The 17018-nt window shown below is 58.5% G+C and carries 19 protein-coding genes and 1 pseudogene; 2 read left to right on the top strand and 18 right to left on the bottom strand.

What is annotated here, in order from left to right; all coding sequences use genetic code 11:
• Positions 1-4 precede the first annotated feature (4 nt).
• The 18 genes and pseudogenes from ASC86_RS11660 to ASC86_RS26915 form a co-directional block, all read right to left on the bottom strand.
• Positions 5-3025: a hypothetical protein gene (locus tag ASC86_RS11660; RefSeq protein ID WP_056320839.1), complete on the bottom strand. Its 3021-nt coding sequence runs from the start codon at positions 3023-3025 to the stop codon at positions 5-7.
• Between the two features lie 2 nt (positions 3026-3027).
• On the bottom strand, positions 3028-4017 hold the full coding sequence (locus ASC86_RS11655) for a hypothetical protein (protein WP_056320836.1): 990 nt from the start codon (positions 4015-4017) through the stop codon (positions 3028-3030).
• A 2-nt stretch (positions 4018-4019) separates the two neighbouring features.
• Complete coding sequence (locus ASC86_RS11650) at positions 4020-4256, bottom strand: hypothetical protein (protein ID WP_056320835.1); 237 nt, start codon at positions 4254-4256, stop codon at positions 4020-4022.
• Positions 4257-4359: 103 nt separating this feature from the next.
• Positions 4360-4644 carry a hypothetical protein gene (locus ASC86_RS11645; protein WP_156387015.1) on the bottom strand — a complete coding sequence of 95 codons (285 nt, stop codon included), beginning with the start codon at positions 4642-4644 and terminating at the stop codon, positions 4360-4362.
• On the bottom strand, positions 4641-4934 hold the full coding sequence (locus tag ASC86_RS11640; RefSeq protein ID WP_156387014.1) for a hypothetical protein: 294 nt from the start codon (positions 4932-4934) through the stop codon (positions 4641-4643). The genes ASC86_RS11645 and ASC86_RS11640 overlap by 4 nt, the downstream gene beginning before the upstream one ends.
• The gene (locus ASC86_RS11635; protein WP_056320826.1) at positions 4921-5106 is read right to left on the bottom strand and encodes a hypothetical protein; all 186 of its coding nucleotides are present in this window, start codon (positions 5104-5106) and stop codon (positions 4921-4923) included. The genes ASC86_RS11640 and ASC86_RS11635 overlap by 14 nt, the downstream gene beginning before the upstream one ends.
• Positions 5099-5500, bottom strand: a complete 402-nt coding sequence (locus tag ASC86_RS11630; protein ID WP_056320823.1) for a hypothetical protein — start codon at positions 5498-5500, stop codon at positions 5099-5101. Before ASC86_RS11630 ends, ASC86_RS11635 begins: the two co-directional genes overlap by 8 nt.
• Positions 5497-6990, bottom strand: coding sequence for a DUF3987 domain-containing protein (locus tag ASC86_RS11625; protein WP_056320820.1), 1494 nt, complete (start codon positions 6988-6990; stop codon positions 5497-5499). Before ASC86_RS11625 ends, ASC86_RS11630 begins: the two co-directional genes overlap by 4 nt.
• Positions 6987-7865, bottom strand: a complete 879-nt coding sequence (locus ASC86_RS11620; protein WP_056320816.1) for a toprim domain-containing protein — start codon at positions 7863-7865, stop codon at positions 6987-6989. The genes ASC86_RS11625 and ASC86_RS11620 overlap by 4 nt, the downstream gene beginning before the upstream one ends.
• Entirely contained in the window at positions 7862-8323 is a 462-nt protein-coding gene (locus ASC86_RS11615; RefSeq protein ID WP_056320814.1) for a hypothetical protein, read from the bottom strand. The genes ASC86_RS11620 and ASC86_RS11615 overlap by 4 nt, the downstream gene beginning before the upstream one ends.
• Positions 8323-8619 carry a hypothetical protein gene (locus ASC86_RS11610; RefSeq protein WP_056320811.1) on the bottom strand — a complete coding sequence of 99 codons (297 nt, stop codon included), beginning with the start codon at positions 8617-8619 and terminating at the stop codon, positions 8323-8325. The genes ASC86_RS11615 and ASC86_RS11610 overlap by 1 nt, the downstream gene beginning before the upstream one ends.
• Positions 8616-8834 (bottom strand): hypothetical protein, encoded by a 219-nt coding sequence (locus tag ASC86_RS11605; protein ID WP_056320809.1) that lies wholly within the window; start codon positions 8832-8834, stop codon positions 8616-8618. Before ASC86_RS11605 ends, ASC86_RS11610 begins: the two co-directional genes overlap by 4 nt.
• 10 nt (positions 8835-8844) lie before the next feature.
• Positions 8845-9057, bottom strand: coding sequence for a helix-turn-helix domain-containing protein (locus ASC86_RS11600; RefSeq protein WP_056320807.1), 213 nt, complete (start codon positions 9055-9057; stop codon positions 8845-8847).
• A gap of 144 nt (positions 9058-9201) precedes the next feature.
• Positions 9202-10296, bottom strand: a complete 1095-nt coding sequence (locus ASC86_RS11595; RefSeq protein ID WP_056320804.1) for a hypothetical protein — start codon at positions 10294-10296, stop codon at positions 9202-9204.
• Positions 10296-11492 carry a site-specific integrase gene (locus tag ASC86_RS11590; RefSeq protein WP_056320802.1) on the bottom strand — a complete coding sequence of 399 codons (1197 nt, stop codon included), beginning with the start codon at positions 11490-11492 and terminating at the stop codon, positions 10296-10298. Before ASC86_RS11590 ends, ASC86_RS11595 begins: the two co-directional genes overlap by 1 nt.
• Before the next feature lie 786 nt (positions 11493-12278).
• Positions 12279-12953 (bottom strand): class I SAM-dependent methyltransferase, encoded by a 675-nt coding sequence (locus ASC86_RS25175; RefSeq protein WP_082510103.1) that lies wholly within the window; start codon positions 12951-12953, stop codon positions 12279-12281.
• The gene (locus ASC86_RS26920) at positions 12934-13641 is read right to left on the bottom strand and encodes a hypothetical protein (protein ID WP_280136979.1); all 708 of its coding nucleotides are present in this window, start codon (positions 13639-13641) and stop codon (positions 12934-12936) included. The genes ASC86_RS25175 and ASC86_RS26920 overlap by 20 nt, the downstream gene beginning before the upstream one ends.
• A gap of 690 nt (positions 13642-14331) precedes the next feature.
• A pseudogene (locus ASC86_RS26915) lies at positions 14332-15057 on the bottom strand (glycosyltransferase family 8 protein); the annotation flags it as partial.
• Positions 15058-15593: 536 nt separating this feature from the next.
• Here ASC86_RS26915 and ASC86_RS11570 point away from each other — a divergent pair.
• Both ASC86_RS11570 and ASC86_RS11565 read left to right on the top strand, forming a co-directional pair.
• Positions 15594-15884: a hypothetical protein gene (locus ASC86_RS11570; RefSeq protein ID WP_056320791.1), complete on the top strand. Its 291-nt coding sequence runs from the start codon at positions 15594-15596 to the stop codon at positions 15882-15884.
• A 269-nt stretch (positions 15885-16153) separates the two neighbouring features.
• Positions 16154-16984: a universal stress protein gene (locus ASC86_RS11565; protein ID WP_244477599.1), complete on the top strand. Its 831-nt coding sequence runs from the start codon at positions 16154-16156 to the stop codon at positions 16982-16984.
• Positions 16985-17018: the final 34 nt, after the last annotated feature.

Below are 17018 nucleotides of genomic sequence, written 5' to 3'. Positions count from 1 at the left end.
CCTCCTATTTCATCGCCGTGGGATTGGTGGTTTCACGGAGCCGGCGCCCTTTGCCCTGAGCCGCTTCGCCGTCGTCGGTGGAGACCGCGGACGACGGGACGGCGGAATGGCGATAGGTGCGCGCCAGCATCGAACCAATTTGCGGAGCCGTGCGGGGTTTGTAAGCCGTCAGCAGCAGTCGGGCGCGGCCGGGGTTCAGCATCGCGTCGGCAACAAGGTCGTTGACCGTCTCCATACCGCGCTCACGCAGCACATTCGCAGCCTTCGCGCCGAGAACACCGATAAGGCCACCAGACAAGCCGCCGCCCGCCGCTCCGCCAGCACCGCCAGCAGCAAGCAGGATGCGCCCGAGAACCGTCGTCGGTGCGTCAGTCTCCTGCACCTTGAAGACATCTTGAGCAGTATTCGACTGACCCGGAACGCGAACCGCGTTCAAAGAGCGATTGGACCGCTGTAGGTCGTCTGCGACACGCTGCAACAGGTCCACCTCGTCGTCGGAAAATCCTGCCGCCCGAAGCGCGCCCTTATGCTGCTTGACGAAGGATTGATATGCGTCCGACCGTAATAGGGCCTGTCCGCTGGTGGCGCCCTCGACGTTGCCGATAAACCGGTTCATCAGGTGGTCGACAACGGCCTTGCGCAATCCCTGTTGCGCTTCCGCGTTGCTGGCGATGGCCGACCGGAGTTTCATCATTTCGGCGTTGCGGTCTTGGCGCTGGAAGATGCCACCGATAACCCGCGTCACGTCCTCGGGGTCCGAAAGGCCCATGACGGCGCCGAGACGGGAGCGGTAGAGCTGGTCCACCCTTTCCTTGTCGCGCTTGACCACCGCCGCCATGAAGTCGGAAGCCTTCCCAGCATCTTTAATGCGACCATCGAGCCCCGGCAGCGTGGAGAGGGCTTCTTGGTGGATGCGGCGGAAGACCTCGAGCCTTACCGGGTCTAATGTGCCGTCTTCGCGCAACGCCGTCTTGCGGAGGCGCTCTACGGCGTACCTTTCGATCTGCTCGACGGCCTGCTTGTCGCCAACGGCGGCGCGCAACGCCTGCATAGCTTCCCGGCTCTGCGGTCCCGGCGAGAAGATGCGGCCGGGGATCGATGCCGCGGGCATGTCATAGGGCGCATTGGTGGCCGGACGCTTGCGCATCGGCCCGATAACCTTGTTGTCGAAGATATTGGCGCGGGAAACGGTGGCTTCGCGGGCTTCGTTCAGCCGGCCGGCGGCGGCGGCGTCGAAGTTTGGGAGGAGGCCAGTTTCTTGTACTCCTGAATTTCCCGCAGGATTTCGAAATTGCCTTCCGCCCTGTTGCGCCGTTCCAAATACTGGAGGAATTCGGCCCGGTCGGCCAACGGCATTGGCTCCAGAAGCTTCTGCAGCTCCTTGCCCCATTCCCGTTGCTTGGGCTCGTTGCTCATACCATTCTCGCTGTTGACGTTCCATCGCGGCAGCGAGCGTGTTTTCCACCTCCATCTCACCACGGGCAACCGCTTGCGCCTCCTGCCGCATCTTGCCGGTAATGGCGGCCTCGATGTCAGCGTGTAGTGCAGAGTTCAGTTGCGAGAGGCGACGATAGGCAGCACTTTCGCCGTTGGCAATACGTTCCGTCCGCATTTCGGTCTTGATCCGGCTTTGCAGCGCCGTGATTTCCGAGAACGGCATGACCTCGCCGTACTGGCCGACAACGCCCATGATGGCCGCTTCCTCGCCCTGCGGCGGCTTGGCTGACCTCGGGGTTTTCTCGACAATCGTCTGCATTTCCTTGCGGATGTTGGTGGCCGGAAGCGCGAGCGTGCCGTCAGGATCGACGGCGCCCCAAAGCTGCCGTTCCGTCTCCTTGGCGGCGGCGCGGGCGTCCTCGATCGACGAACGGAGATCCGCGCCGACAAGATCGGCAGGCCTGCCCCGGCCAACTTCCTGCGCTCTGGCCTGCGCGCGGGCCGAAGCAGCCTCGTAGGCTCGTGCAGACTGCTCTTCCACGCCGTTGATGAACGAGCGGGCGGCTTCTGCAACCTTCTCTGGCGCTCCATTCGGCTGCACGCTGTCCAAAGCGGACACCCGCGCGCTATTCTGGTCGGCGCGGCGCTGCTGGAACTGCTCGGGCTTGCGCGTCTGGGCGGCGCGCTCCAGGCCACCGAGGCCCATATCGCCAGTTACCTGAAACGTGGTCGGCTGCGAGCCTTCAACAAGCTCATCGGGCATGTGGGTGAGCACATACTTGACGGCCGGCAGGTCGGTAGCGTTCTCGGCAAGCTGTTTGCCTGCGAGCTGCTGACGGCCGCTCTTGGTCAACGGCGCGGCATAGTCGGCCACCGCCCGCCCTGCGCCCTGTATGATCCGCGGCGTAGTGGCGGCGACGGCGCCCACACCGCCGCCAGCAAGGCCACCCAAAAGGCCGGCAACGGGCTTCAGATCATCCGGGGCCGCTTCCATCGCTGCGGACGCGCCGAGGCCTGACGCGCCGCCGGTGACGGCGTTAGCTGCGACCTCGCCGACACTCTCGCCCCGACCGAAGAGCCGGCCGCCCATTTCAGCGACACTAGGCGAAAGAGCACCGGCCCGAGCCATGCCAGCCACTGCGGCTTGCGGCGCGACGGCGTATCCCACGCCCTCGCCAACGCCTCGAGCAATTCGCTCTTCAGGCGTAACAGCACGAACGTTCTCGGGCTCCGGCACACCAACCGAGCCGAACATGCGCGAAATGCTCTCCGATCCACCGAAGCTATCCCAGGGGATTTCCGACATTTCGGAGCCGGTGACGTAGTTCGCGCCCTGAATGCCCTTATTGATCAGCCAGCGAGAAAGATCGACCGGAGCGCCAGCGGTCGAGTAAATCGCGTTGTTCAGGCCTGCGGTCGTATTGAGCGCGATACCATCGCCTTGCTCCTGAGCCGCCGCAGGCGCCTTCTCGGCGGCGGGCGCGCTGCGAAGCCTGATGATTTCTTTCGCCAGCGTCTTTGCCGCTTCGACATCACCGGCCTTGTCGGCGTTTACCAGGGCGCGGGAAAGCTGCTCCATCGTCGCCATGATCACATACCCCCGTATTTGTTCACCAGGGCGTCGAGGTCGTTTCCTCCGGCGCTCGGGGGCAGGCTGCCGCGACCTCGCATCGCGGCGTTGCCGGCCGCTCGAATTTCAGCTTCAAGCTGGTTGATCTTGGTTTGCAGAGAATCCGGCGTGTCAAATTTGGACGGCATGTAGCGGGCTGCCTTCTCGTCGATTTCCACCTGCGTCATGCCGGCGCCGGAGAGGAGGCGGGAAAGGACTTCGACGCCGGATTGAAACTTCCGCTCAAGCTCACCCGGCTTTCCGACGCCGTAGGAAGCTTGCGCCCGGTCGTACCAGCCGGTGGAATCCCCGTCCGTCACCCCCTTGCGGATGGTGGGTAGGTCATTCGTAAGCCAGTTTTCCGCCATGCCGATGCGCGCAGCCAATTCCCCCGGCACCTGCGTTCCGGGGCCTCCGGGGATTGCTTCTAGCCGCGTCTGACTGTCATCCGCCCAACGATAGCCAGATGGGGCTTTCGCGCCATCGAGAGGTTTCGGGGCAGAGCCGAGCTTTGTGAAGCTTCCGGTATTGGGATCGGCAAAGCCATAGTCACCGTTGCCGAGTGTCTGGAAAGACCTCTTTTCCGGGGTAACCGGTTTCGGCGCCGTGCCAAGAGAATTGAACTGACCGGATTTGTCGTTGAACGTGCCAAAGCTGCCGTCAGGCAGCGTTTCGAACGACAGCTTACCGGGGCTTTCCGCCTCCATCTTCTTTCCAAGATAGATTCGGTAGGCGTCGGCGCCCGACAAATCGCCATTCTCAATGGCCTGAGCCAATTCGGGCTCGCTTTTTCGCAGGTATTCCACGGTGCGGTTCTTCCGCTTCGCTGCGGCCACGCCCTGCACCATGCCGGCCATCTGCTCCTGCGGGTTGGAGCCGCCGAGAAGCCCGGCACTTGCCTGCAGCAGCATGTCGCTATTGTTGCGCAGCCAGGGCATCAACTGCCCCCCGAAAGTCGGTGTAAGCGCCATCGTCATACCTCCCCAGCGAGCCGGGACACGTCGCCCGGTCGGAACAGGCCGGAAAAGCGCCGGCCGGATGCTTTCAGCTTTTCGGCCGCAGCCAACAGGCAAAATTCGTTCGGCGTGACGCCCGCACGGTTCGCAGCGTCGAAGAGGTTTTCTCGAAAACCTTCTGTTACCGTGGCTCCGCGGAGGAGGACGGGCACAAGGTGTTCCTGATCCGTTGAGGCTATGGCAACTTTTCCCATGGCGGCTTCTCCATCCTGTTCGATCGAATGGAGTAGAGCACAGCCGGAATCGCCTGTGCATTTGAAGAGTTCGGCAATGTGCGGCAACCGACTGCAGTTCGGTCTACACCGGCACGCCCAGATGCTCGAAATATCGGCGCACCGGCAACGATGTTCGCTGGCCGGCCCTCAACTGCTCCAGCGCGTCAAAATCACCGTGCAGCACCATTTCGAGTGCTATGATGGAGATTTCCAGAGGAGCGCCGGGCGAGGTCTGCCGGCCAATGCCGTATTTGTGGCACCATCCGCGCAAGGTCCGGTCTGACTTGCCTGCGTGGGCTATGGCCTGCTGAAGCGAAACCACATCGCCAGAGCGCATCAGGATTGGCAGCGGTCGGGCAGCGGTCAATTCTGCCCCCCGGTGTTCGGAACGTAGATCGGCAGTCCGATGATTGATTGCCAGATTGCGGCCTGTCGGTAAGCCTCGTGCATTTCCGCGCCATGATACAGGCCCTGCCGATATCCCTCGGCATCCACCCATTCGACAAAGACACAGGGCGTCCCGGCTACACAATCGACCAATTCGAAGTTGCCGGCCTTGTCCTCACGAACAAAGCCATGAATTACCCCGGCAATGACCTCGATGCGGGCGCCGGTCGGTGTGCCGAATTCCATGGCTTCTTCATTAGCTGCGTCCATTGGGTTCGTCCTTCGTGATTTGTCCGTTCCGCGCGAGCGCGATTGCCTGACAGGCCTGAAGGCCGGAAAGGCCAAATCTCTCTTTCAGCATCGGCACCGCGTGTGGGAGCGGGCCGGGTTGCGCGGCAAGCCATTCGGCGGCCTCGGCGACGGCCCGAGAAAGTTCATCCATCGGGATTGCTTCCATTGGTGAGCGTACCCCGGCCGGCATCGTCGTACGCGATGAGACCTTGCCGCCTCAGTTGCTCCTCCGCGCTGCCGGCGCGCGTGGCGTCCCATCCGAGAGCCTTGGCAATCGCGCCGTAGCCACAAGGGCCGTGAGCCCCCAAAGCTCTCGCATACGAGGCCATGTCACCTTCGAGCTTCCCCCAGATTTCATGCACCGGATTTGGCCTGCGGGCTGCTTCAAGGGGGTTTTGTCGGGTTTTGTCGGTTTTGTCGGAAACCTCAAAATTCGATACCCGCTCCATCTCGTCGTTCAAAATCAAATGGTTAGAGGTTTTGTCGGTTTCGTCGGTTTTGTCGGTAGGGTCCTGATGAAGGGCCGCCTGCAGCCACCGTGTCATACTCGCCTCCCATGGATCGCCGGATTGACCGTGAAAAGCTTTTGTGGACGCCCGCCCTTCGCCCCGGAGCGCTGGTCAACGAGGCGGATCACGTCAGCATCAATCAAAAGCTTGGAGGCCGGGTCCACTTCCTCGGAAGTCGCAAGGCCTGAGCGTTCAGCACGCAGTACATCGCGGGATGTAAACTGCGACCAGCCTTTTTCCCTGATGAGGCCGACCATACGGCGCGCGGTACGTTCTGCAGGAGAGGCCGCCCCATCGGAATAGGCCCGCCGAGCCATGGGAAGAAAATAGGCCTCTGCCAAGTGTGCGGCCCGGCCGAAGTGCTCCAATCCAATCTCTCGCGGTTCGTCGCGTTCGCCCGACGCGAAATCAAGAAGGGCCAGCAAGAGCGAGAGGCGGACACAGATGCCCGGAAGTTTGCCGATGAAGGAAAGCAGCAATCCTTCCGAAGTCTGTTCCCATTCCCGAGCCGTCTTGCGGAACTCGTCCAGCAGGTCCCGAGCGTCTGACGAGAACGGCACGAACCAAGGCCGCTTGTCGCCGTTCTCGTCGGAGACCATTTCCAGCCCCATCAGCCGGGAGACAGCATTCTCCATGAAGATATCGTCGAAGATGACAGAGGGCCGTTTGATGGGGGCGGCGTTAGGCCAGATCGGGAGGAACCGCGCCAAAAGGCCGTCATCGTCGGTTTTCATCAGCAGGGATTTCAGGCGGTCGGGCTGGATACCGCCGACCACTCCCACCGACAGGCGCTCGATATAGACAGGATCGCGGCCCATGCGTTCGACGCTGTACCCACGGCCGCCATAGGCCTCCAGCCAGAAAGGACGATCAGAACCGCCCCCGGAATAGCGGGTCATGCCCTGCAGCCATCCGGCCAGTTCGTCACGGTACAACAGGGTTCCTCGGGGCTGGCTTGCGACGATGACGGCAAGCTTTTCAACGGTGCTGTCGGATACTGCCAGGCGCGGGATGTTCGGGGCCGGGCCAGCATCGCAGGCGTCGGGGCGCGGAGGCTCGTCGTCGCCGGCCTTCATTGCCGCCTTTGTGGCTTCCTTCCATGCGCTATCAGCCAGCTTTGCGATTTCCGCCCGAGCCTTCCATTCGGCAACCTTCGCATCGGCTTCCTTGCGGAGCCCCTTTTCGATCTTGCGAATAGGGATAAGCACAGCATCGAGACCGGGCGACTTGTTCATGCTCGGGTTGCCGATGGCGACGGCCCAAAGGATCGGCGGTTCTGCCCATCCCTGCCATGGTGTTGACCACCGTGAGTTTCCAACGAGCGACCCGGCAGCGGCCAGGATGGCGGCAACGACATAATCGGGCGGCGCGGCCTTAGCTTCGGCGGCTTCCTCGATCCATCGCGCCCAAGCCGGCGAGAACACCTCCCGAAGTGGAAGCCGAGGAGGCTGGGGCAGTTCTTCACGCAGATAGCGCGGATCAGGTATTGGCCAATCGGCCTTGAAGGGGATTTCGATCACGCTCATGCCGCGTGTCCTTTCATGCAAAGAACATCGTTCCAGTCGCGCCCCGCGGGCGCCGGGAGAAGGGAGACCTTCCAGCCGAGGGCGGAAGCGCGCTCGCCCAGCGCATTGCCTGCAGCTCGGCCGGCATCGTCGCCATCGGTGGCGATCAGGAGGTTGCCGGGATCGGGCGGCAGAACGAGACGCTTCATGCCGCTGGTGGACAAAGCCGCCCAGATGGCCGGAGTGCCGTTGACCAATCCCGAGGCGAGAGACAGGCCGGTTTCGATGCCCTCGCAGACTACAAGACGATATCCGCTTTGGGTAAGGCGGACGGCACCGCCTGCCACGGCGCCGAGCATGGCCTTTGCCGGCTCGATATCGGCTTTCCCCGCGCCATCGTGGCGCAGGTATGTGCGGTGAATGGCAAGACGCTCCGCACCCTCTACCAGCGCCACCAATGCCGGCAGGCGTCGTGTGGATGGATGACGGCAAGCCGGGTGATAGCGCAGGGTTTCAGGCAAGGCGCAGGTAATACCCCGCGCCTCTCGCAGATAGGTCTCTCCGATGGTTCCACCGATCGGTAGCGCCTCACGCCAGCAGGAGAGAGCCAGGGCCTCAACCTTCTTCGCCTGCTCCTCTTCCGCCTTGCGAAGCTTCTCCAACTCCTCTTCGGAAGGACGCGGGAAGCGGCTGGCCCCAAGCCCAAGCAGGTCGGCAACGTGGTCCCGACAATCCTTCCAGTCGTCGGCCGCGAAGGAATGAACAAGATAACCGTCACCAACAACGATAACGGACAGGCTGCGATCCTTGGCGGAGTGGCCAGGGCCGGGGCAAAGAACACGGTCCCGACCCGAAACCTCACCGCCCAGAGCGTTTGCGAGTGTGGAGATATTCATTCGGCACCTCGTATATGCGGCCCGCCTTGATTGCGGTACGCCGCCGCCAGGGCTTCGAAACTGAGCGGCATGAATTTGGAATGAGCGTCAGCAAAGGCCTTCACATATTCCAAGTTGGCCGGCCCGAGGCTCCATTCGTCTTCCTGCAGTTCAATGTGCCCCTCCTGCTGGTCGATGAACGCGCAGAAACCCTGCGCCATTGGGTGAGGAACGATGGTTACAATCTTCCCGTCCCGCACTGCCGCTTCAGTAGGCCGGCTCGCCACCCCGAAATTGTGGGAGTGCTTCACCAGCCGCTTTGCCGCATCCTCGGGCACAAAGACCTGAGCCAACTGCTCGAGATCAACCCAGAGAAAATCGGCCTCCTCGTGCGGCGGGGAAAAGAACGAAACAGGCTTGCCCTTGATCTCCACGACGCCAACGAACCGCGCCTTTGTTACGAATTCAGGCCTCACCATTACGCCGCCTCCTGCTTGTCGGAATCGCGCAGGATCTGCACTGCCGAGCGCAGCACATACCGGGCATGCGTGCCGGCGAACGGGCCGCCATGGTTCTCGTTGATGGTATCGATCAGGAAACCAAAACCCCGAAGCTTGAAGACATAGTGGCTCCAACGGGGGCCGGGGTGGTCAATTGAGGTGCATCCGGCAGCGCCGGCCCTGACGAGGTTGCGGAGCGCCCAGGCGTCTCGGCCGATGACCGTGATTGTTGCCCCATCGGGGAGGATACGAGCGGTGATAGTGAGCTTTTTCATGCTGCATAGCCTCCGAGGCCGGAAAGCTGGCAGATGGCCTTGGCGTGATAGAAGCTCACGCAGCAGCGACGCATGACGGAGCGAACCGCCAGCATTTCAGATTGAATTTCAGGGTGGATTTCGGTAGGGTTCTTGATATCGAGCGGTTTGGTGATTGCTGCGATTTCAGGAACCCGGTTGGCGCCTTCCCGCGCCGCCGGGTTTTGCTTTTTCATCGCACGCCCCTTATGCCGCGCGCTTGTGCTTGGCGGCTTCAAGTGCTGCAATAATTTCCGATTGGGGAAACCGCGAAATCGTTCCCATGCGGATAGGGCGGGGGAGCGTGCCATCCTTGACGCGGCGCCAAATGGTTGCCCGATGGACTTGGAAAATTTCAGCAACTTCCTTGTCGGTCAGCAGACGATCAACAGGGAGGGATTGCGACAGGATGCGTTCCATTGTGTTGCCTTTCCGTGATTTGTTCACGGAAGCAACGATGCTGAAAATATCGAACCGGTTCAAATAGATAGCGGCCAGAAATAGGGATAAAAGAGCCGGGAATTAACCCGCATCGAACGCACTATTTCCGGCATGAATTCGCAGTTATTTTCCGGCAGAATTTCCGGCAAAAGGTCGCGAATGATCCTTAAGCGCCTCAGCCTCAATGAGTTTTATCCAATCTTGGATCGTCGCTCGCGCGGGCCGCTTATTGAAAAGCTTCGCAACCCACTCCTGAATCTCTGCAACTGCGGCCTCTGCTGACGTCCCCGGCAACTCCCCGCATTGGAATTTTCCCTTGAAATTATTGATAACTGCCGTCCTTATATCGCCTCCGCCCATAGAGGGACGACCACGGCCCGCGCGGGGCATCGTGGAAATGCCTGGGGAGGTCCCATTATCCAGAATTAGGCAACCGCCATACGCAGTACCGGCAACCTGAGAACCTTCAAGCACCATTGGATTAGGGAAAATTTCGAACAGGTTGTCCGTGCGCATTTGGACGTGATTAAAGGTCTTGCCGCGCGTGCCTAGGGAGCTGGCCGGCCAATTGAGCCTTGTGAGGGTCCACGACGTAGCCGGGATGTCTTCAAACGCGCCGTACTCTTCCGCCGGGATAGGATAGGGAGCATCGGCCGGTTCCTTGTCGATCCAACCGCGCGCCTTTAGTGCGCCTGCGGATAACTTCTGAAAAACTAATGATCGAGCGCGGTCAAGGTAGGGCAACAGGGCGTCTTCGGCCTCCATCGCGTAGGTAAAATTGGAGCGAAAATCTTCTATAGCTTCACTGGTATGCTGGTTGCTCTCCAGCGCATGGCGTTCAAAGAATTCAACTTGTTCCTCGAGGTCTTCGTGTCCTTCAAAGATTGAGCGGACACCGGTTAGCCCCTCATTGATCGCCGCTGAATCAAATGGAAGCCGCGCTTCTCTTAGAAATTTTTCAGCCTGCTCCTGGGTGTAATGCAGTCGAAACTCCAAATATCGATCGTAATCGATGTTAACACCGGCCGCCTCGAAATCTCCTTGCGAATAGATGGTGTCCATATCCGCTTCTCTATCGAGAAAATATGCAGGGTCTTGCCGTGCATCTACATCGCCAATAGTGATGGCCTCGGGAAGTGTCCCAAAGGCAACCCAAAGGGCCGCATCTTCAATCCAGCAGGTCTCAGGAATATACGCTTCGATGAATATCTTTCGCATCACGAATTCCTCGCCAATTGGGTGACCTGAGCATGTTTGCCGGTGATGTAGTTGGCCCATCGCTCAAGAAGCTTCCTTCGCTGCTCAAGAAAATCCGTTCGCCTGTACGCCCGTTCGACCTTTCCGCCGACCGTGTGGCCTAGCGTGGTTTCAGCAACATCGTAGGGAGTGCTGGTGGTCTCTGCGATCCAGTCGCGCAAACTGGAGCGAAAGCCGTGCGGCCTTGCCAGCATCTTTCGCCGCTCCATAAGGCGGGCCATGGTGGCGTCCGATATCACACCCTTGCGAACACTGGGGAAGAGAAAGCCGTCACGCGCGAGAGGTCTGGCTTGCTCGATGAGCGCAAGGGCTTCGGGAACAAGCGGCACACGAAAGTCAGGGGTCCTATCCTTGCGGCCCTTCTGCGCCTCGCCGGGAATAGTCCACACGTCGCCGTCAATCTGATCTTCATGGATGAAGCGCAGAGGGCCGGAGCGCACGCCTGTCAGGATCAGTAGCCGCAGTGCGAGGTGGGTAACTGTCCTATCCGAAAGCGAGGCATAGAAGGCAGGAACCTCCGCCCACGGAAGAGCAGGGATATTCTCTGCCTTATGTCGCTGCTGTCCGAGAAGTGCGCGCGCTTTGTCGGTCGCCTGAAGATCCACGTCCAGCCCGAGCGCCGCAGCGTGGCGCAAGCAGATGGCGAGGCGGTTTAGCGCCTTTCGTGCGGTTTCGGCCTTTGAGTGCCAGATTGGCGACAGGGTATCGCGAATGGCGGTTTGATCCAGCTCGGAAACAGGCGTTTTGCCGAGCTTCGGAAGAATATGGATTTCAAGAGGACTAAACCACCGCCCCGCTTTGCCATCGCCTTTCAATTCAGCCTTTCGGCTCTCATAGGCGTCTTCTGCAACTTCACGAAGGATATGTAGGCGCTTTTCAGCCTCTCGCTTTTCCCGCTCTCTCTCTTTGATCGGGTCCAGTCCCCGCGCAGCTACACCGCGCCATTTCTCGGCTGCTTCGCGTGCCGCTTTGAGGGTCACATCATGGATGGAACCAAGCCCCATCTCGCGACGCCGGCCGTAAATCGTAAAACGGAAGAACCATTGTCCCGCTCCTGCCTCGCGTTTCTGGAGCCAGAGGCCACCACCGTCCGAATACTTGCCAGGGCCGGCGCCTTTAACAGCTAGCGCCGAAAGCTTGTTTAAGCCCCTCGCCATCTACCCACCTTTCTAACCACCTATGTCTTTGCGACGCACCGCGACAAGATGCTACTGAAAGTATGAGAATGAAACAAGAACCTGTCGCGCCAATAAGGCGGTAGGCGCCCCATTGTTAGAACGTGCTTTCCTATGCGACACGCATTCAATGCCGGCATGGGGCACCATTATTTTCAAAAAAGTTCAATTTTTAATGGATCTATGTGATCCCCAACCCACCTTTTGGCGTGCGGTCGAGATGAGCTTATGGTTTTGGCGGAATTAGAATGTGGTGGGGTTGGGAAGTCAAAGCAGGCACGCCGCTTTCTGCGGAAGAACTGGCGTTTCTCGCGATCGCAGATAGAACCCCTACATACTTCATCGCCAACGTCAATTCAGGGTCTCGAACGGTACGAACACGCAGCCACGTATAACCAGGGAAGCGGAGTTTTAAAGAAGCTTCGCCTCATGTCGCAGATTCCGGATCACGCTCTGGCGTCCAATGCCGGAAAGCTCGCCGCACACATCGGCTGGATCAAGTATCCAATCTTCCGGTTCCAAGCGCACTTGGTTGGCATACGAGGCAGCGTTCTTCCTCATCAACCATAGGCATCCGGCCGTAGGGAGCAAAAGGAAGGGGGACAACTGATCCAGGTTACCGTCTGGGACGCCCAGAAATTTGCTCAACTTGACGATATAGGGTCCCGTCCAGATGGCCTTGCAGCAGTTCATCCACAAGCCTCTGCACGACAGGAAGATCAATATCGATGCGGGGAGGCAGTGTGGGTGGTAGCAATTAGATGTCCTTCAATTCGAAATAACGCAGATAACTTGGTCGGGATTGCTTCGTCTGCATTCCACCCGCTCTATACGCGCGCTCGGGCAGTAGCGCCAAAAATGAGCCAACCATGCCCCGGGCGGCATAACAGTTAGATGGCTATGACCGTCGTCATAGCATGCGATCACATGATATTGTAGAGGTGATGACGTCACGCATTTCGCGATCACCCGAGGGAGGTCGCTGGGGCTGAAATGTTCAAGCACATCCGAAGAGCAAGCAATGCTACCCTTCGGTATTGGGTCTTTCGTCAAGTCGGCGCTGTGGAAGAAGACATTATCGGGTCGGTCTGCAAAATTCGGGGAAAGCGCCCAATCAACGGCGTGAACCTCACAAACAGATTGAGCGATCTCCTTCGAGAATGCGCCGTTGCCGCAGCCGATCTCAACGACAACATCTGGCTTTTTCGAGAGAATAGCCTCGATCTCAGGGACCAGCCAATTGTTTTCGAGATATCCGGCGTCCTCATCATGAAGTTGCTGGTAATATGCCGCAGAAAGGTTCTTGTAGGTGAGGCGCGGGCGCAGGACGGCGGCTGCGGCGAGACCGGATAGGGGGTTTTCCACCCTCCAACCCGTTCTACGCAGCAATGCTGCGAACCTGGTTTCTGATGCAGCGAGCGCTTTAAGTTCTGCGAGCCGCATTGTCCAACCGCATCTGGAGGATGATCTCGATCAGGTCTTCAATCTCGATCAGCTTTCCTGTGTTCGGATCTAGATAAACTGACTGCTTGATGCATGCGACGTGGAATATCTCTTCAATTGTTCTCTTCTGTGTGCGCCGCTGCACCGAGCCGCGGTCATCAGTCAATCCCCAGCCAGAATAGAATGGCGCCCCAAGTGTCACCACTTCTTTCCCGCGCATCAGACCTTCGAACCCTACCTGAGAGGAAACCGTGTAAATCTTATCGCATCGATCGATGACCGACCCGATCGTTACGTCATCTGGGAGAACGATGATCTCCAAAATGTTTCGGTTCCGATAAGAGTTCATATTCCGCTGGATACTGTCGGGGTGACGCTTAAAATAGACTGGCCGACCAGGGTTCTCCTTGACCGCGTCGTCAAGCATTCTTTGGAACGATTCGTCGTTCGCTCCAGCAAATTCGATCGACGCGTCTCCCTTCTTTTGGTCTATGACGAGGACAGCGCCTGGCTCGATGTCACAATCCGGGCTGTCGACGTATTTGTTATATTTTGTGAGTTTTTCGGCGCAGATGCGGTCAATCACAGTGCGTGCTCGCTCACGCTCCTCTTCCGACAGCGAAAACGATGGATCGTTAAGGGTCCGTTCAATGCGGGAAGGCTGGCGGGCATCGAAGTAATAGCCCATATCATCGATCATGAATCCAAGGGCGCGCCGCTCGTTTAGCGTTGCCTCCGGGTCGAAGTATGAAGCAAACGCCCCGAACAACGCCACCTCAACAAAATACATGGGGATGTCGTACAGGTACGCTGTTTGCACGCAGCGCCAAAACATTTCCTGCTCAATACGTTGAGACAGGAGAAACACGGAATCCGGCAACTTGTCCGTAAAATACGAAAAGTTAGGTGTTTTCGTTATCGTTTTAATGTTCTCAGCATAGCCGCCCTCCATGTCCTTCTTGTTCACGTTGGACATGACAACAGAGTTCGGCGTCAGGCCCTCAATCATCGAACGCGCATTGAAATCGACTGGCAGGTTAATTGACCGCGAGACAAGAATGTTTTTCAGCGTGACACTTGGGTTTGCGACGATTGGCTTGGGTTCCGGAGCCTTTTTCTCGACGGCGGTCAGCCTCTTCTCAAGCTTGCCAACCGCGATGCGTGTTTTGCGGATGTTAGCAAAGCTAAATATTGTCGCCGGGACGATAATTGAGAAGAAATGGCGCCAACTCCTGTCAGCCGGTGGTTTTGCGACCTGTGTAGCAGGCTTGGCTGGTGCTTTGGGCAGAGGGGGTACGCCTATTTCTTCCGCGTAGGGCGTTATCTGCAGATAAGTCAACCACTCCAAAGACTTTGGGTGTTCAAGAGAAATCCAAGGCTTTCGCTTCAGCGTGTAATGGATGATAGCAGGATCAGCTATGGCAGCGGCGGCTTCTTTCTTGTCCATGAAGTTTTGTGTTCCGGCAGCGTCATCGACCCAGCCAGATTGGAACATGGAGCCGTGCACGTTCCACTTCACCGGAACATACTTTATCGATGGGTAGAATATCTCTGAAATAATCTGCTGATCGCCGAGCACGAGGCGGTATCGGTTCGCGTCTAGATATCGCTCCACTAGTTCGCTAAAACCGATAGCCCTCATAAGCTCGACATTGACGAGCAGGACACCGGCATTCGGGTGAGCTGCATTTTCGGGAAGGCCGAATTTTGTATTATATGCGCGCGAGATCGTATCTTCTACCCCGGCGAACAAGGCGCCGTCAAAAGGCATAGAGAAGAGTTCGTGGATCGACTTGCGAATAATAAGATCGCTATCGAGATATATGACCTTCTTGGCGTCGTCAGGGAGCAACTTGTGCATTAGCAGCCTATAATAGGTCGCTATGGAAATGCCATCTGATGTTTTTATGTTTTCGAACAGGCTTGCGTCTACGGGGATAAGATGCAGTGAGAAAGAATGAATGGCATTTAGGCCCTCAATTTTCTCTAGTTCTTCATCGGGGAGCAATCGGTCAATCAGGACGAAAACACGGATTGGTTTGTCACCCGTATAGTTCTTCAAGATCGAGGCGAGCGTGACCGCAGTATAACGGATATACCTCTCATCTGACGCGAAAAGATATCAACCGTATCTTGGCTTGGCTCAATCGGTCCTGCCGCTTGTATGCGCTCAAATGCTACCGGGCTGATTGCGAGAGACATTCATTGCTCCATAGTGGATCGCGTTCGGCGGACACCTTTAACCGTACATCTGTTTATTGAAAACCCGCTTTCCGCATTGCGGTAAGATTCATTCTTTCATCTGTCGGCTTTTCAGCCACGTTTAGCTTAGCTAAAAAGGACACACCATGACACGACGCATCGCCGCGGTGGCGCTTTCGCTCACCTTGGAAGAATAGCCTATGAATGTGACCACCTTCTTTGCCTATGTTCGCTGCGCTCCGTTGGCGGTCGGCTGACACAATCCCAGATCGACGGGATGAGCGCGATACTAACCGGATGGGAAAAGCGCGGCTGGATAAGCGATGGCTGGCTTATATGCTCGCCACGGCCTTTCATGAACCGACGGCAAGATGAAGCCGCTGGCGGCGAAAATACCTTCGCTCCAATAAATACTATCCTTGGTTTGGCAGAAGCCTCGTGCAGGCCGCTTGGGAGGTCAACCACCGGAAGTTCGGCGCCACTCGTCTCGGCCAGTTGCTCACCATGCCGATCGCTATCCGCTCGCTGTTTGACGGCATGATCCAAGGGATGTTCACTGGCAAGAAGTTGGAGAGCTATTTCGATGCTTCCACGGACGATGCTGAAGGCGCACGGCGTATCGTCACGGGACTGACAAGAAGGCGTTCATTGGCGGTTACCATCGCAACTTTCTCGAGGCTCTGGAGGCAGCGAACAAACGCCGCCTCCACGCGACGTTTCGGCCACTGATGCAAAGCCCGGCGACAGCCGGCCGGCCAAAGTACTTCTGCAGTAACAACGACTTGTGGACTGTTCGGGGGCGGTGGGTTTCCCCTTTCCAGCAACCCTTGTCTTTTTGCTCTCCCCGCTAAGCGCAAGTGAGCAATCTCCTCGCTACGGGTTCATGTTGGATACTTTCCTGTTTGCAGGACGGGATTGACCCAGATCATGGCCGCGATCTCCGACGGCGGTTAGGCTTCGTTTCATTGATCGCGAAAACCTGAAAGGGAGCCTTGAACATGCCGTTCAAAACAGTATTGGCGCTGATCGGAACCGAGGGGGCCGAGGCGGATATGGACAAGGCCCTTACCCTTTCAGCCGAGCTTGAGGCGCATCTTTCGGTGATCGCGGTGCGGCCGGCGATATCGCCGCTTGGCGCCGACTATCCAGTCGCGGCAAGCTGGCTCCAAGAGCGCCAAAGGGAAATCGATGAACTGGTGGAGGTCCAGCGCCGGGTGGAAGAGCAGTGCCGCAAGAGTGGTCTGTCGTTCGACATCGGCTCGATCTACGACGACCTTTTCATTCTGGAGAGCAATATCGGCGCACGGGCCATGTATGTCGATCTCGTCGTCCTGGGCCAAGGTATCCGTTCCGACAGCGGGTTGCGGAGGGCAGCGGTCGCGGCCACGGCCTTCGATGCGGAAACGCCGCTTCTTCTGATGCCAAGGACGGGCATGGTTGGCGCGAAGCCCGGCAATGTGCTGTTGGCGTGGAACTCACGACCGCAGGCGGCCAATGCTGCAAAGGCGGCGCTCGACATGCTGGTTGCGGCTGATATGGTGCATCTCGTCGTCGTCGATCCGGATGCCTCTTATTTCAAGAATGGCGAAGAGCCGGGCGCCGACATGGCGGCCTATCTGTCCCGGCATGGCTGCAAGGTCGTCGTGCGGCAGTTTTCGAGCGGTGAGCGTGATGTGGGGCACATTCTTCGGCAGATTGCGCAAGAGCTTGGTTGCGACATGATCGTCATGGGCGCCTATGGCCACTCGCGCCTGCGGGAGCGGATCTTCGGCGGCGTGACCGCCTCGATCCTCGAGGACTGCCCCATACCGGTGTTCATGGCCCGTTGAGTTAAGAGCAGATGCCGGAAGCGGTCGGACAGCG

It is taken from the genome of Rhizobium sp. Root1212, from assembly GCF_001424985.1.
Lineage (GTDB): Bacteria > Pseudomonadota > Alphaproteobacteria > Rhizobiales > Rhizobiaceae > Pararhizobium.
Note: the sequence above shows the minus strand (reverse complement) of the source record. Positions and strands in the feature narration are given on the sequence as shown.

Excerpts from the sequence above, each read along its gene's own strand:
- ASC86_RS11660 (WP_056320839.1), bottom strand. The coding sequence starts at position 3,025 with ATGGCGACGATGGAGCAGCTTTCCCGCGCCCTGGTAAACGCCGACAAG.
- ASC86_RS11655 (WP_056320836.1), bottom strand. The coding sequence starts at position 4,017 with ATGGCGCTTACACCGACTTTCGGGGGGCAGTTGATGCCCTGGCTGCGC.
- ASC86_RS11650 (WP_056320835.1), bottom strand. The coding sequence starts at position 4,256 with ATGGGAAAAGTTGCCATAGCCTCAACGGATCAGGAACACCTTGTGCCC.
- ASC86_RS11640 (WP_156387014.1), bottom strand. The coding sequence starts at position 4,934 with ATGGACGCAGCTAATGAAGAAGCCATGGAATTCGGCACACCGACCGGC.
- ASC86_RS11635 (WP_056320826.1), bottom strand. The coding sequence starts at position 5,106 with ATGGATGAACTTTCTCGGGCCGTCGCCGAGGCCGCCGAATGGCTTGCC.
- ASC86_RS11630 (WP_056320823.1), bottom strand. The coding sequence starts at position 5,500 with ATGACACGGTGGCTGCAGGCGGCCCTTCATCAGGACCCTACCGACAAA.
- ASC86_RS11625 (WP_056320820.1), bottom strand. The coding sequence starts at position 6,990 with ATGAGCGTGATCGAAATCCCCTTCAAGGCCGATTGGCCAATACCTGAT.
- ASC86_RS11620 (WP_056320816.1), bottom strand. The coding sequence starts at position 7,865 with ATGAATATCTCCACACTCGCAAACGCTCTGGGCGGTGAGGTTTCGGGT.
- ASC86_RS11615 (WP_056320814.1), bottom strand. The coding sequence starts at position 8,323 with ATGGTGAGGCCTGAATTCGTAACAAAGGCGCGGTTCGTTGGCGTCGTG.
- ASC86_RS11610 (WP_056320811.1), bottom strand. The coding sequence starts at position 8,619 with ATGAAAAAGCTCACTATCACCGCTCGTATCCTCCCCGATGGGGCAACA.
- ASC86_RS11605 (WP_056320809.1), bottom strand. The coding sequence starts at position 8,834 with ATGAAAAAGCAAAACCCGGCGGCGCGGGAAGGCGCCAACCGGGTTCCT.
- ASC86_RS11600 (WP_056320807.1), bottom strand. The coding sequence starts at position 9,057 with ATGGAACGCATCCTGTCGCAATCCCTCCCTGTTGATCGTCTGCTGACC.
- ASC86_RS11595 (WP_056320804.1), bottom strand. The coding sequence starts at position 10,296 with ATGCGAAAGATATTCATCGAAGCGTATATTCCTGAGACCTGCTGGATT.
- ASC86_RS11590 (WP_056320802.1), bottom strand. The coding sequence starts at position 11,492 with ATGGCGAGGGGCTTAAACAAGCTTTCGGCGCTAGCTGTTAAAGGCGCC.
- ASC86_RS25175 (WP_082510103.1), bottom strand. The coding sequence starts at position 12,953 with ATGCGGCTCGCAGAACTTAAAGCGCTCGCTGCATCAGAAACCAGGTTC.
- ASC86_RS26920 (WP_280136979.1), bottom strand. The coding sequence starts at position 13,641 with ATGGGCTATTACTTCGATGCCCGCCAGCCTTCCCGCATTGAACGGACC.
- ASC86_RS11565 (WP_244477599.1), top strand. The coding sequence starts at position 16,154 with ATGCCGTTCAAAACAGTATTGGCGCTGATCGGAACCGAGGGGGCCGAG.